This window comes from Streptomyces sp. NPDC048462, from assembly GCF_043200175.1.
In the GTDB taxonomy this organism is placed as follows: domain Bacteria; phylum Actinomycetota; class Actinomycetes; order Streptomycetales; family Streptomycetaceae; genus Streptomyces.
This window is the reverse complement of the sequence record NZ_JBICXG010000004.1, coordinates 214059-228159: the sequence shown is the minus strand read 5'-3', so window position 1 is coordinate 228159 and position 14101 is coordinate 214059. Positions and strand designations below refer to the sequence as shown.

The following is a 14101-nucleotide window of genomic DNA, read 5'->3' as shown; positions in this document are numbered from 1 at the left end:
GGCGCGGGTCCTGCGGGCAAGGGCCGTGCGGTGCGCCGCGGTCGCGTCCGGCCGCCCGGCCCCCTGCGGCGACGTCACCCGGCGATGTCGATGACGGTGCGCAGCGCCTCACCGGTGTGCATCTGCCGGATCGCCTCGTTGATGTCCGTGAGCGGGACATGGTGCGTGATCATGGAGTCGAGGTCGATGCGGCCCGCGCGCCACAGGTCGATGATCGTCGCGTAGGTGCGCCGGATGTCGTCGCCCCCGTAGAACGAGGGCAGGATCGCCTTCTCGCTCATGACCAGCTCCGCCATGCTGATGTCGGGCAGGTCGGTGCGGGATCCGGCGCCGACCAGGCAGACCGTGCCGCCGAGGCGGGTCGCGTCGTACGCGGCGCGCAGGGTGGCGGATTTCCCGACGGCCTCGAAGCTTGACTCTGTCGGGGATCTTGGAGCTGTCGAGGTCAGGTGCCCAGGGTTCGCCAGGATTTCGGTCGGGGTAGCTCGCGCTGGTCGAGGTAGTTCTGGAAGGCAGTCGGTCGGCGGGGTGCGGATGCGTCCTCGGCCGGTGGCAGTCTGCTGAGGCGCTCGATGTTGACGGCGATGGCGGTCAGGACGTGCTGGATGTGGGCCTTTCCCTGCCCTCGGTAGCGACAGCGCCGCATGCCGTGGCCGTGGGCAAACTCGTTGACCGTGCCCTCCACTCCGGAGCGGACCGCATAGCGAGCCTTCCACTCGGACGTCTGCTGCTCGGTACGGACGCGAAGTTGCAGGTCGCGGAGCTCTCGCGGGGGAAAGCCCACAGTGCGGGCGCTGTCGGCGGTGCTCGTGCACCGAGCACGGGCCGGGCAGGGCCGGCACTGACTCTTGGTGACCCTGGCCACGATCAGCGGGGCCGCGGTGGGCGAGGAGGTCGGATAGGGGCCGTGCCAGCCCGCGCTGACCTGCCCCTGAGGGCAGGTGACCTGCTCACGGTCGTAGTCGATGTGGAAGTCGTCCCGGGCGAAGCCCTCGCCTCGGCGGTGCTGGCGGGTGGGGTTGCCCGGCAGTGGTCCGGTGACGGTGACCTGGTGTTCACGGGCGGCTTGTTCCAGGTGGGGCAGGGAGGTGTAGCCGCTGTCGACGAGGTGCTCGGCGGGCAGCAGGCCGCGACGGGCCAGGCGCGTGTGGATGCCGGGCAGGACCTTGCTGTCGTGTGTGGTGGCCGCGGTGGTGGCCACGTCCGTGATCACGTTGGGGCCGGGGGCACAGGTCTCGGTCAGGTGAGCGGAGAACCCCTTCCAGCTGATGATGTGTCCATGGCGTGCATAGCGGGCCGAGGTGTCGTAGGGCGAGACGACCGCCCGGGACGAGGGCGGCAGCCCGGGCCCGCCTTCCGTCTCGGCGGTGCGACAGCGCAGGTGTCCTGCGGCGTCATGGTGGTAGTTCTGCACGATGATCTGGCGCAGGGCCTGGACGCGAGGGCCGGACGTGCGGTCCGCTCCGTGCTGGTAGAGGTGTTCCAGGAGCCGGACGGCATCGTTTCCGGTGGCAAGGATCCTGGTCTTGGGCTTAGTGGGGTTCTTGCCCAGGCGGACTGGCCGCCCGTAGCGGCGTCCCCAGTCCTCGTCGACCAGTTCGTCCAGCAGGTGAGGGGCTGTGCCGGCGACTTCTTCGAGTGCGGCGCGGACCGCCTCGGTGATCAGCTCCAGGCGGGTCAGGTCGCGCACCGCGGCCAGGACGTGGGTGGAGTCGGTGCGCTGCGTGGTGCGCTCGCGTACCAGTCCGGCCTCCTTGAGGCGGGCCAGCGCGAGGTCGAGGAGTCGGTCAGCACGGTCATCTTCGGCGAGACGGTCGCGGAAATCGGCCAGCACGCTGTGGTGGAAGCCGGGGTCGTCCAGCTCCATGGCCATCGCGTACTTGAAGTCGATGCGGCAGCGGACCGCCTCGGCCGCCTGCCGGTCCGACAGGCCGAGCAGGAACTGCAGCACACAGACGGTGGCCAGTTGGGCAGGCGAGAGACCCGGGCGTCCGTCACGCGGGTACCAGTCGGCGAAGTCCTCGTCGCACCACAGCCCGTCCAGTCGATCGCGCACCCATATCGCCGTCGTACCACCTGGGTTGCTCGCCCGCGCGATCTGCGCAGTCAGAGACGGTACGTGCTCACCAGAACGCGGGCGCAGGGACAACGGGCACCTCGACAGCTGCATCGGTCATCGGAACCACCCGAGCATGCCCGCTGATCATGCAGGCCCACTGGGAAACTCCAAGATCCTCGACAGAGTCAAGCTCAGCCCCGAAGGCGAGTCGCGGGGCTGGACGCGTCCGATGTCGGTGCCCGCCTCCCGGACGCGCCCACCATGTCGGCTCAGTATGCCGCCGTACCGCGGTCAACCTGGCCATCCGGCCCGAGCGGGAGCACGACTGCCCACCCGGACGGCTCCCCCTTCAGCGGGCCCACCCGGGCAACGTGCCGTCAGGCGTATTCAGCGGGTCCTTCCGGAAGATGAAGTTACCTGCCGTGCCGGACGAGTGGTACACAGCATCGGGGTTCTTCAGGATGTCCAGGACCCGTTCGTCGGTGAAGGCATGTCGGGTGTCCCCTTGGTACTTGGGAGGCTTGTCGATCTCACCGTTCTCTGCCCTCTCTGCGATCCCGTCCAGAATCCTGTCGATCCGCTTCTGTGCCTTCTCCTCCTTCGGGTACTTGGGCATGGAGTCCCAGCGGATCCGCCGCGGTGTTCGGGTTGTCCACGTAGCTGACGGGGTTCGGCGCCGGAGCGAGGCGGAGGTGGTCGGGGGAGGTGTAGCGGCCGGCCTCCGGGTCGTAGTGCCGGGAGGAGTTGTAGTGGAGGCCGGTCTCGGGCCCTACGCCCCGACGCGGTGACCTGCTGCTCGGCCAGCCGGACGGTCACGATCCTCACGTGAGATCGGACAACAGCAGCTCCAGCTCCCTCTCCTCCTCGAGACGAACACCGAGTTCGGCGACGGCCGTAGCGAGTTCGGGCTCCCAGGGGGTCTCCGTCGGGGTGCTGACGAGCGATGACAACGGAGGTTGGGCACAGCGGAGCACGGCGGCGCGGTAGTCCGCGGCCGTGTAGCGCCAGGGCAGCCAGGGGACGCGGCGGCGAAGGACGCCGGCGATCCGGAGCCCTCCCCAGTCGAAGTCCCCGTGGTAATAGAGGGTCGCTCCGTGGTCGTGCAGCCCCCGGAGCAGTGTGAGGGCGGCCGCGGAAGGCTGGCCTTGGAGGCAGACCATGGGCGGGCAGGCAGGGCCGAGCATGTCGGCCGCAGCCGCGAGGACGGTCGGGTTCTCGCAGATCCGCACCACGGGATCGGCGACGGCAGGAGGTCTGCGGGTGAGCTGGCGAAGGGTGAGCACACAGGGTTCGCCGTCTTCGGCCAGGTGGTCCAGGGCCGGGGTGCCGCGCAGGTTCAGGGTCAGGACGGTCGAGGACAGATCGTCCCGCAACAGCCCCACCGCGGCCCAGGCCTCACGTCGCCATTCGGCGCCCTGACCATCGTGGAAACCGGTCAGCGCACGGGCCCCGGACAGAGTGAGGGTGGCCAGCGGTGTGCCGTCGTCAAGGGCGTGAGCCCAGCCGAGGACCCGGGCGGCGAAGGCAGGTAGCGAGACGACCGGGGCGGCGGGGAGTGCCCGCAGAGCGGTGCACACGCCGGTGAGCAGGCCGAACGTGACATCTGGAGTGCGGCCCAGGCGCCGCGCGAGGCCGTCTGCTCGTATAAGGGCCGCCCACTCCGCGAACGCGGGGACCGTAGCGACGAGCTCATCGAGCGGGGCGTGCGCCCGCTTCCACGCGGCCTCCTCCTCCTGGCGGGCTTGGACGAGCGACGTGACAGGCCCGGTGAGCAGAGCGACCGCAGCGGCGAGGCCGTTCGGGCTTGCGCCCGAACGGCGCAGTACGGCGTCGACCGCCTCTAGCCGTACGGTCAGGGACCTGCCGCCACCGGGGGCCCGGGCGAGAAGCCGTTCGGCCGCCGTTCGCTGGGCCGGAGTGGGATCGGCCAGGGACACGGAACCGGTCAGGGGCTGCCCGGCCACCAGTCGTCTGCGTGCTCGTTCGACGAGCCAGGAGAGGTCCGGTGTGCCGAGCAGCCTGGCGAGCCGTGGGCTGTCGACTGCTTCGGTGCCGGGCTCGGGCCCAGCGGTCAGCTCCATAGCGGCTCGGGCTCCGCCACGCCGGGTGCGTCCTGGAGCGCGTGCCGTACGGGGTCCTCGCGGCGCTGCCGTCGTGTGCCGTCCCATTCCCACCGGGTGACGAGGACAGCCGCCACCTCGTCGATCCGGGACAGTTGGGCGATGGCGATGCCGGGCACCTGCGGGTAGCAGGCCCACTCCCGTTCGCTGGTCATGACCACATCGAGGTCAAAAGCGCTCAGGAGACCGAGGCACTTGGCTCGGGAGTCGTCGTCCACGCCGGCGAACGCCTCGTCCAGGGTGACCAGGCGGGGCGCGTGCGGGCTGCCCGCGCTGGCGTAGTGGGAGGAGGCGGCGGCGAACAGCGGTACGGACACGGCAAGGACGCGTTCACCGCCGGAGGCGGGGCCGGTGGCCGGGACCCAGCGCCCGTGCTGGTGGCGTTCGACACCGAATTCGTGCCAGGAGCGGTAGTCGAGCGCGGCGGTGAGGTGATCGAGCCGGCTGCCCGAGCCGTCGTCGGACTGCTGGCGGGCGATCTGGGCCTGGAGGAACTCGCCCACCGCCGCGCGGTCCTGCGAAGTCCAGGCGTCCGCGGACTGGCGCAGCCTCTCGCGGGCTTGGGCCAGTCCGGACGGGGCCTTGCGCGAGGCCCGCCATACCAGCCGGAGTCTCATCCCGGTGGAGGTGGGGCGATCCTCCAGTTCGGTGTTCATGTCCCGCACCTGTCGCTCGGCGGCACCGATGAGTTCCTGGAGGGTGCCGGCGACTTCGGTGATCAGGTGGGTCTCGAGGATCTCGCGTTCGTGAGCGGAAAGGATGCGGGTGAGCTCGCCCACTTCCGTGGCGAGCGCTTCGGCGAGTTCGGGTACGGCACGCTCACGGCCCTGGTAGACGATGTCGACGACCATGCCGTACTCGAGCATGCGGGCGGAAGCGCTGTGCCCGTGCCGGGACAGGGTGTCCTGCAGGGTCTTGAGTTCCTCGCTGAGTCGGCGCTGTACGCGTTCCCAGGCGGCGTCCGTGTCGTCGGCGGACGACAGGCCGGAGTCGATGGCGCGGGCGAACGCGATGGCCGGGGTCGCGGCCCAGTGGCCGTCGTCAGAGGTGGGGACGGTGACCTCGGGCAGCGCGACCGCGACCAGGCCGGTGGCCGTGAAGCGCTGGAGCGCGGCGATGGCCTGCGCACGTGCGTCGACGGCTTCGGCGAGGTCCTTCTCCAGCTGCTCGAGCCGCCCCTCGGCCCGGCTCGCCTCCCGGTCCGCCTGGGCGTGACGCTGCCCGGCCTTCTTCCGGCCGGTCTCACAGATCCGCTGTGCCTCGGTGGTCTCGGCGAGGCGCCGTTGGAGATCAGCGACGGCGGCGCCGACGGTGGAACGCAGAGTCCGGTGCCGCTCATCGGCCGCCGCCGCCTCGCGCGCCGCCTCTTCGGCCCGCTCGGCAAGGTCGACGACCCGCTGCTGCACCTCGGCCGCCTCGGCACGCTCGTCGTCCACCTGCCGTGCGGCGTCCGCCTGTTCACGCAGCGCGGGCCACAGGGCCGCCAGCGCGGTGGCCAGGGAGCCGAGGGCGTGGCGTACGGCGGTGAGTCCGGCCCGGTCGGCGGGCAGCCCCAGATCAGTGGCGGCCTCGGCGAGCTCGGCGGCGGCCCGCTCGGCGAGCTCAGCCGCCTCACCGACCTCAGTGGCACGCCCCTCGTACCGGGCACGGGCCTTGCGTACAGTCTCGGCGGCGGCGCTCACGAGCGCGTGTGCCCTGGTGAGCGGCGACTCGTCGGGGACGTCGGCGAGCTCGGCGTCGAGCGTGCGCCGGCGTGCCACGATGGCCGCTGACCGAGCCGTGAGATTCTCCGACTCCTCGCGCAGGGAGGCGAGTTCGACGCCGAGCGCCGCGACGCGAGCCCTGCGGGCGGCTTCGCGTGCGCCCTCGCCGATGTACGTGGCCGCGGGCTTGGCCCACGTACCGGTGAGCGCACCGACCCGAAAGCGCCCGTCGGGTGCAGCCCATGTCGTGGCTCCTCCCCCGCCGTCGAGGCCGATGCCGGCCAGCAGTCGGGTCACCGTCGTCTCGTCCAGGACAGCGGCCTGCCCATCTCCGTGGTCCACGGCCGGGCACAGCACGTCTGCCAGCGAGGGGCCGCTCACCGGTCCGTTCGACGGGGAGAGAAGGACATCGTGTCCGTCCGCGGCGAGGGCGGAGCCGTCGGGCAGCGCCCAGGCGTCGAGGAGGCCGGAGGCTTCGAGCGCCGCTTCGAGCCCGGCACGGTCGGCTTCGGGTAGTTCGTCACGGAAGTCGACCAGGCGCCAGAGCGGCGCGCCCGGAAGCGTTTCGCGCAGGCCGGGGGTGCGCGTCGCCGGGGGCTGGGGTGCGCGTCCGGTGCCTGCTTCCAGTGCGGCGAGCTCGCGGCGGGCCTCGGCGGTGCGCTCTGCCAGCTCCGTGGTCTCGCGGGCGGCTTCGGCCGCCTGGTCGGCGAGGTCCACCGAGCGGGCGGTGTGCGCCCGGGTGGCCGAGACCCGCGCCGGGTAGGGGCCGTCGAGGTGGCGGGTCCACTCCTGGAGTTCGTCCAGGAGGCCCGTCGCGTCGGCGTAGGACAGCTCCTTCCAGGCGTTGGCGCGTTCGCGTACGTCGTCCAGGAGGGCCCGGCCCGCCCGCGCCGCGCTCTCCTCCGCCTCGCCGTGCGTCTCGGCAGCCAGCGCGAGGTCGGTCTCCGCCTCGTCGAGACGGCCCGACGCCCGGCGGTGCTCGGCGGCGGCCTGCTCGGACCCTTCGAGGCGGCCCTCGATGTGGCCGAGCGCCCGCCGGGCGCGGTCCGTGGCTTCCTCGACGGCCCGCCGCGATTCGGGCTCGGGCAGCAGGTCGTCCGCCGGCACGGCGACGTGCGCGGCGGCTGCCTGCTCCCGCACGTGGGCACAGGTCTCTGCAGCGCGGCCCCGCGCCGCACGCAGCCGGTTGTCGGCGGTGCCGAGCCGCCCGAGGGCCTTGGTGTGAAGGGCGTCCGCCTGCTGCTGGTCCTCCCGCGCCCGGTTCGCCGCCTGCCCGGTTCGCGTCACGGCCTGGGCGGCGTGCTCCAGCTCTCGGGCGTCGCGCATCTCGGGCGCCTCGCGCAGCGCTGCCTCCTGGGCCCGCAGACGTTCCCCGGTCTCGGCCAGGGAGCTGATCTCCTCTTCGGCCGCCGCTCGCTGCTCCTCGGCGCGGGTCCGGCGCTCCTGGTCCTCGGCCAGATCTCGCTGCACCCGCTCGTATCGGGAGTGCTCGGCGCGCGGGAGCCGGGCGCGGCGCCGGGTGGCGATCCGGGCGTACCGCCGGTAGTGCTCCAGGAAGGCGGAGGCGGCTCGCTCGGCGGCGGACGCGGCGGCCAGCTCGTCCTTCTCCTCGTCCAGGGAGCGGAACGCCTCGGCCACGTCGGCGATGACGGCCTGGTCCACGGGCGGCAGCGCCTCGGTGAGGGCGCGGGAGAGAGCGGCTTCGTTGGGCCGCTTGGAGAGCTGGGGCTGGCGCAGTTGGATGAGCAGGTCGACCAAGGCGGCGTAGCGCTGCTCTCCGAGGCCGAAGAGTGCTTCGTCGACTGCCCTGCGGTACGCCTTGGCCTGGTCGTACACCGTGCCGTGCCCGGCGACGGCCTCGGCGAGGCGGTCCCTGGACAGGGCCGTACCGGTGGCGTCGAGAAGCCGGAAGGTCTCCTCCGTGCGTTCGGTGGAGCCGTGGTCGACGCGCTGGCGGGTGACGGCGTACCAGTGTCGGGCGATGCCCCGCCCGCTGACGGCCTTGAGCCCGCACAGCAGCGTGCGGACGTGCTGCTCGCCGGTCGCGTCGTCGAGCCTGCCGAATTCGATCCAGGTGTAGCCGAGTCGTTCGGTGTGCGGGTGCTCGCCACCGAGGAGCAGGTTCCACTCCATCCGCTTGCCCGGGTCGCCGTCGGGTTCGACACGACGCGGACTGAGGTCGCCGTCGAGCAGGAACGGCAGGGTCAGGGCGAGCACCTTGGACTTACCGGTGCCGTTGTTGCCTCGCAGCAGCAGGCGCCCGTCCCGGAAGCGGAACTCCTCCACGTCGTAGTGGAACAGGTCGACGAGCCCGATGCGCAGGGGTTGCCAGCGGGAACGCCGCGGGGTGGGAAGGCGGGTCACGAGGTGGCCTTTCGCTGCGGAGGCACGGGGGCGGAGCCGGGTTCGCGGATGACGGTCTCGCCGACCGCGTACCGGGCGAGGGCGGGTCGCACCACGACCGTGTACGGAGTACGGGAGATCAGGCCGAGTGCGGCCAGCCGGGCGACGGCCTGTTCGACGAGCTCGGTCTCCATGCCTGGCTCCCGGGCGGACTTCGACCAGAATCCGCCGTGCTGGGAGGCGAGTTCGCGGACTCGGAGGGCGAGCTCGCCGAGATCGACGGGGCCGTCGGCGGCGGCCAGGTGCTCGGCGAGCAGCAGGGTGATGTGGCCGTAGGTGCCCTGTTCGGGCATGCGGAGGTCGGTGAGGTCGTCTTCGGGGTCGACCATGGCGATCCCCTCGGCCCGCACCTCGGCGACCAGTCCGGTCAGGTCGGTGATCCGGGCGGTGAGGAAGCCGCGCTGCCGGGTGAGGTAGCCGAGTTCGGCGTCGCTCAGGTCGTCGTAGTAGAGCACCGGGTCGTCAAGGAGCCTGCGGGTGAGCGAGCGGCGCATGGCGCGGAAGCGCAGCTCGTCGCTGTCCAGGGCGGTTTCGGCGACGAGTTCGGCGAGCCGGTCGTGAAAGGCTTCGGCGTGGACGGTGGAGGGGCCGCGGCGGGAGGCCAGGAGCCCGGCGAGGACACGGCGTTCGACGTCGTACAGGACGTCGCCCGCCCCGCTGACGTAGGCCTCTTCCTCACCCGCGACCCGCCGCAGCACGCCGAGGTCGAGCAGCAGCCGTACGACGGCTGCGAGATCGAGGCGCTCGTCGCGGCGCTCCAGGGCGAACTCGATCCCCGTCGCGGCGAGTCGGGGGTCGGCGGCGTCGAGGACGATCCGGTCGGCGAGGCGCCCCAGCGCGATCTGGGCCTCGCCGCGTTCGAGGGCGGCGAGGGCGAGGCAGAGCAGGACGTAGCGGCGTCGGGTGAAGGGGGTGGCACCGCGGGTCGTGTCCCGCGCGGGGTGGGTGGGGTTGGTGAGGACACCGGGACTCTTGCGCAGCCGGGCGGCTTCGGTGTCCGACTGGAGCGCCCAGCCGGTGTTGCGGTCGAACCACTCCCGTAGCTCCGACGCGTGCCGGCGGGCGAGGCGGAACTCGTCGGCGTACCGCCCGCGCGCGAGCAGAAGTGGCCGCTTGAGCAGGGCGCGGGCCGCCTTGCGCAGTTCGGCGGCGTGCTGGCCGTCCAGGACCTCGGCAAGTGGCGTGGTCATCGTCGGGGTGTTCCATCCGTCAGAACGTCTCCGTCCATCGGACCGTCTCCGTCCGTCAGGTCGACGATCTCGATGAGGTGGTCCGGGCCGCTGAAGACTCCACCGGGGGTGCGGATCTCGGCGGTCGTGCCGTCGGCGAGTGCGGTGAGTCTGATCTCCATGGAGCCGTCGTTGCTGGTGGTCGCGGTGTGCCGCATGCCGGGCCGCCATGTGGCCAGGGCGTCCCCGAGCAGTTGGAGGAACAGCCCGAAGGAGGCCGGGTCGAGCTCGCCGAGACCGGACAGGCGCGTGACGCCATGGGTGACGAGCCTGGCGCGGGCGGCGGCCGTTTCGGCGGACTGCTCGGCGGCGGTCTCGGTGAGCAGGCGCCGCTGCTCCTCGCGGTCCTCGACCTTGCGGGGCTTGCCGCGTCGCTCGTAGCTGCCGGTGCGTCGTAGCTGTGGGCTGATACGCAAGGGCTCGGCCCCGGCCCATGGGGTGGCGGCCGGGACGGGCCGCGCCGCTCGGGCGGCAAGGGTGTCGGCGTCGACGGTGAGGTGCCGGGCCGGATAGAGGCCGAAGGCGGCCCGCCACAGCCGGTGCCGGGCGTCGTCGTCGGGTGCCTCGGCAAACCAGCGCGCCAGCGTACGGAAGTCGGCCGACCGGTCGGAGCGGCCGGCCCGGCGCTCGTTCAGCGCTCGTACGACGGCGAGGAGCTGGGGAATCGCGCCGAGTGCCCGGCCGCGCAGGAGCCTGGCCTGCGACTCGCGCCCGTCCCGGCTGATGAACCACGCGCCGAGCCCCGACCAGCGGGCGCCCCACCGCTCGTACATCTCCCGCTCCGCGTTCGCGGCTTCTTCCGGTGAGGCGTCGACGGCTTCCCGCCCGGCGGCTGCCCGGAGCAGGGGCTCCACCCGCCCGTCCTCTTCCAGCTCCAGGATCAGCCGCGCGATCCGCCCGCCCAGCGTGATCAGATCCTGGATGAACCGCTCCAGGTACTGGATGAGCCGGTCTTTGTACGCGAGGAAGACCGCCTCCTCGACATCGTGCAGGTCGATGGTCTGCTGGAGCGACCCCATGAAGGCCCGGGCGTTGTCGGCGAGCGCGGCGAACCGGCTGGCCAGCGCGTCGAGCGCCAGATGCGTTTTGGCCGGATCCGGCTCCTCCTCGGCAGCCAGGACGAGAAGGGCGCGAAGCTGGGTGACGATGTCGTGCAGGGCCACGGCCTGGAGGGCACCGCGCCGCCCGAGCGCCTCGTCATAGACGGACAGCGCCTCTTCGGCCGCCTCCCCCTCCCGCGTGAGCTGGTAGATGAACCGCTTGCGGTAGAAGTCCTCGACCGCGGTCACCCGGGCGGTGTCGGGATCCGCCCGCAGATTGCCCCAGCCGACGAGCTTGTCGAGCGCGCCGACGACGGCGTCCAGTTCGGCGGGACGGATGTCCGCCGGCAGTGCGGTGTGCACGTCCTCGGGCCGTAGGTGGACGGCGAACCGTTCCTTGGCCTTCAGGAACGCCCGCATCACCTGGCGGTAGAGCGGGGTGTTCGGCACGGTGAGGTGAGCGAAGGGGCCGAAGCCCGACGGCTCGGGAGGCGGGCCGGTGGAAGCTCTGGGGGCGGTGACAGTCATCGCCGCCATTGTCCCTGAAGTGCGGCGAACACGGAAAGAGACCGAATTACCTGACCGATTCATCCCGTCCCGATCGGCTCGGGAGGGCAGGACGAAGCCGGAGAAGGGGCGTTCCTCGATCGCCTGCGGGCTGTATCCGCCCAGGGCATGGGCGGCCTGCCCCGAACCGGACCTGATGTCGGATACCGCCGATACCCTTGGCCGTACGCACGCGACCATCTGGCCGTACGCACATGACCATCGCACGGCCTTCGGCAGACCTTCGAGGTGGGGACCGGAGTGAACGCAACGCCGCTGAGCCCGGACGATCCGGCCGAGCTGGGCGGGTTCACGCTCCTGGGACGGATCGGCCACGGCGGCATGGGCCAGGTCTACCTCGGCGAGTCCGCCGCCGGTGAGGCCGTCGCGGTGAAGGTGATCAAACCCACGGTCGTCGATTCGGAGACGCGGCAGCGGTTCGCCCAGGAGATCGAGGTCCTCAAGACGATCTGGGGACCGCGCATCGCCTCGTTCGTGAAGGCCGACACGGAGTCGGAGCAGCCGTGGCTCGCGACCGAGTACGTGGAGGGTCCAGACCTGCGTCGGTTCCTCGACACCCGGGGTGTTCTGTCGCCCCTGGCGGCCGCTTCGCTCGGAGCGACCCTTGCCGAAGCGCTGGCCGGAGTCCACAGCCAAGGACTGCTGCACAGGGACCTCAAACCGGCGAACATTCTGCTCGGCCCCAACGGTCCGAAGATCATCGACTTCGGCCTCGCCGTCTTCGCCGAGCTCTGTTCACGAGAACGCGTTCTTGTGAACAGAGCCACTGGCCGGCCGATGCGAGTCCGGTCCTCAGTCAGGCTGCTCCTCGCCGAGGACGCCTCGGTAGAGGGTCGACTCGAGTGCGTCCAGCGCGGCGGACAGGCGACGCAGGGCTTCTCGTCCCTCGTTCCTGGAGATCTTCGCGGCGGTCGCGAGCGTGAGGCACTCCTCGCGCCGCAGGGTCAGTTCCTGAGTCTGCGCCTCTGCCCCGAAGTTGGCTGCGAGGGCTTCGAGCCGACGGCTGTATTCGATGGCCTCCGGATTGGTGAACGCGAACGTGTGCCAGGATCCGATCGCCTCGCCGATGCCGGCGACCGCACGCTCCAGCCCCCGTGCTCTCTGCTGCGAGGTGACTCTCATCCCCATCCAGGGGAGATCCGCCCGTGCCGGAAAAATGCGGAACGAGGACGCGACGAGTGCTTCTATCCGATATGCGGAAAGCAGCGCCGGTTCGATGAGCCGGCCAGCCTCCAGCCTGGTCCACAACAGGTCCGATTCCCGCATGGCGGCGCAGGCGTCCACCATCTGGCGAAGAGGAGTTTCCAGGTCCGGCACCGCGCCGACCAGTTCGGCCTGGCTGCGAGCGTCGAACTTCCACGAGCCGACGCAGTGCCGGGCCACCTCGTCCAGGTAGTGCTCGGCGGTGTCGGAAGCCCGCCGCACGCTCCAGCGCGGCTCCGCCTGATGCGCCTCCACCCGCTTCTTCTCCAGCCGGTTGGCCAGGAGGTTCCGACCGACGATCTGGGCCATCGCCACAAGCGGGCTGCGCTCTCCGTTTATGGCCTTCTGCCGAGCTTCGGAATCCTGGTGGGCGCCAGGTTCGGGCGAGGGCGCGGGCAAGGTGTCCTCCGGCGCCAGCCGGGCTGTGTTCGCGGAGGGTGGTTGCCTCATGTGCCTTTTGGTCCAACTACCTCTTGCCACAGGAGTGTTGCTCAGTATCTCAGTCACTGCCATCCCCTCCGCCGCACGGTTGGAAGGATGATTGCCGGGCGGTCAGCAGCGGAAACCACCTGGCCCAGCTCACCAGGCGCGTCCGGGTTCCCCGGTGCTCCCGCCCTCCGAAGCCGATCTGCGGTGGGGGCGTCAGCGCCGGTCGACGTGACCGGCCCGCATGGCCTCAGGGCTCACAGCCGGCAGTCCGGGTTGCCGCACGGACGCGGCCGTCCGGGTCGCGACTCGGCCAGGTCGAAGTAAGCCAGCACCGCCCGGACCGCCGGTTGGGCGCCGTCCGGGCAGTGGGTGAGCCGGGTCAGCCCGCCGTCGTCGCCCGGTTGAGGGCACGGGCCGGCCCTGGAAGCCGAGGAACCTCAGCCCCGGTTCGCCGGTGTGGTGCCCGATGATGTCCACCACGCCAACGAGCGGCGGTCCCGCTGCATCAGACGGCCTCTCCGCGGAACGCGGCGACGTTGCGTGCGGCCCAAGTCGTCGAAGGGACGCGGGGCGCGGCCGAGGACCCGCTGGACGTCCGGGCTGACGCGCGGTTCTGCCGGGCTCGGGGAGCCGAGGATGTCCAGGGCGTCGTCGGCGAGTTCGGCCGGCATGCTCCGGGACATGGCGGCCCTGGCCTCGTCGCGGGTGAGCCCGTGGAAACCCACCGGTGAGCCCAGCGCGGCGGCGATGGCCGTCACCTGCGGGCGCGGGGTGATCACCTGCGGGCCGGTCAACTCGTACACGCCGCAGACGTGCCGGGCTTCCAGCAGGCAGGCCGCCACGACCGCGGCGATGTCCACCGGGGGACGGTGGGCCACCGGGTGGAGCGGGTTGCCCTGGCCGAGTCCCGGCGTCATGATCGCGGAGTGACTGAGGAGACGAGTGTCGAGACGACCTGGCGGCTCTTGGTGGAGAGGCATCCCACGGCACGACGGGGAAATCCCGCGGTCATAGAGGCGGCCTACACCGAACCTCGACTGCGGGTCCTTTTCCCGTTTCCGAGCCATGGGGCGCTGACCTTTCACCGGAACACGCAGTTCCCGTGGAGCAACGACCTGCCGTTCATCGTGGGCGACGCACAATCGTGCACCGTGTACGCGCCATTGGGCATGTCGCCGCGCGTCCTGGGCGAGTCACTCACACCGCATGAGGCGGCCGCGTTGGTGGTGGCCCACCTGCCCCACGGCTGCGGGCCGGCCTTCGAGGGACCGTGGCCCCCACCGGAGGGGCGGGGATGAGAGACGATGGCATGGCGCGGGCGTGATCCCCCGGTCGGACGGTACGGCGT

The 14101-nt window shown here is 71.4% G+C and carries 8 protein-coding genes and 4 pseudogenes; 2 read left to right on the top strand and 10 right to left on the bottom strand.

The genetic code is table 11. The features are described from left to right. Window positions 1–74 precede the first annotated feature (74 nt). The 8 genes and pseudogenes from ACGFU6_RS09515 to ACGFU6_RS09480 all read right to left on the bottom strand — a co-directional run. Window positions 75–410: pseudogene (locus ACGFU6_RS09515) on the bottom strand (zinc-binding dehydrogenase); the annotation flags it as partial. Between the two features lie 35 nt (window positions 411–445). Further along, a complete protein-coding gene (locus tag ACGFU6_RS09510; protein WP_393609335.1) occupies window positions 446–2056 on the bottom strand; it encodes an IS1182 family transposase in 1611 nt (536 codons plus the stop codon). 352 nt (window positions 2057–2408) lie between these two features. Continuing rightward, window positions 2409–2675 (bottom strand): hypothetical protein, encoded by a 267-nt coding sequence (locus ACGFU6_RS09505; protein WP_393609333.1) that lies wholly within the window; start codon window positions 2673–2675, stop codon window positions 2409–2411. Next, window positions 2590–2814, bottom strand: a pseudogene (locus ACGFU6_RS09500) (RHS repeat-associated core domain-containing protein); the annotation flags it as partial. The pseudogene ACGFU6_RS09500 and the gene ACGFU6_RS09505, both read right to left, overlap by 86 nt. 66 nt (window positions 2815–2880) lie before the next feature. Then, window positions 2881–4140, bottom strand: coding sequence for a TIGR02679 family protein (locus ACGFU6_RS09495; RefSeq protein WP_393609331.1), 1260 nt, complete (start codon window positions 4138–4140; stop codon window positions 2881–2883). Next, window positions 4131–8246, bottom strand: coding sequence for a TIGR02680 family protein (locus tag ACGFU6_RS09490; protein WP_393609330.1), 4116 nt, complete (start codon window positions 8244–8246; stop codon window positions 4131–4133). The genes ACGFU6_RS09495 and ACGFU6_RS09490 overlap by 10 nt, the downstream gene beginning before the upstream one ends. Then, on the bottom strand, window positions 8243–9475 hold the full coding sequence (locus ACGFU6_RS09485; protein ID WP_393609329.1) for a TIGR02678 family protein: 1233 nt from the start codon (window positions 9473–9475) through the stop codon (window positions 8243–8245). The genes ACGFU6_RS09490 and ACGFU6_RS09485 overlap by 4 nt, the downstream gene beginning before the upstream one ends. Beyond that, entirely contained in the window at window positions 9472–11082 is a 1611-nt protein-coding gene (locus ACGFU6_RS09480) for a TIGR02677 family protein (protein ID WP_393609327.1), read from the bottom strand. Before ACGFU6_RS09480 ends, ACGFU6_RS09485 begins: the two co-directional genes overlap by 4 nt. A gap of 267 nt (window positions 11083–11349) precedes the next feature. Between ACGFU6_RS09480 and ACGFU6_RS09475 the strand changes: the two are divergent. Further along, window positions 11350–11844: pseudogene (locus tag ACGFU6_RS09475) on the top strand (serine/threonine-protein kinase); the annotation flags it as partial. Between the two features lie 69 nt (window positions 11845–11913). Here the strand turns inward: ACGFU6_RS09475 and ACGFU6_RS09470 are convergent. Then, a complete protein-coding gene (locus ACGFU6_RS09470) occupies window positions 11914–12633 on the bottom strand; it encodes a hypothetical protein (protein WP_393609751.1) in 720 nt (239 codons plus the stop codon). A gap of 625 nt (window positions 12634–13258) precedes the next feature. Continuing rightward, a pseudogene (locus ACGFU6_RS09465) lies at window positions 13259–13616 on the bottom strand (NmrA family transcriptional regulator); the annotation flags it as partial. Between ACGFU6_RS09465 and ACGFU6_RS09460 the strand changes: the two are divergent. Further along, entirely contained in the window at window positions 13566–14051 is a 486-nt protein-coding gene (locus tag ACGFU6_RS09460) for a DUF6193 family natural product biosynthesis protein (protein WP_393609326.1), read from the top strand. The pseudogene ACGFU6_RS09465 and the gene ACGFU6_RS09460 overlap by 51 nt on opposite strands. The last annotated feature ends 50 nt before the right edge of the window (window positions 14052–14101 follow it).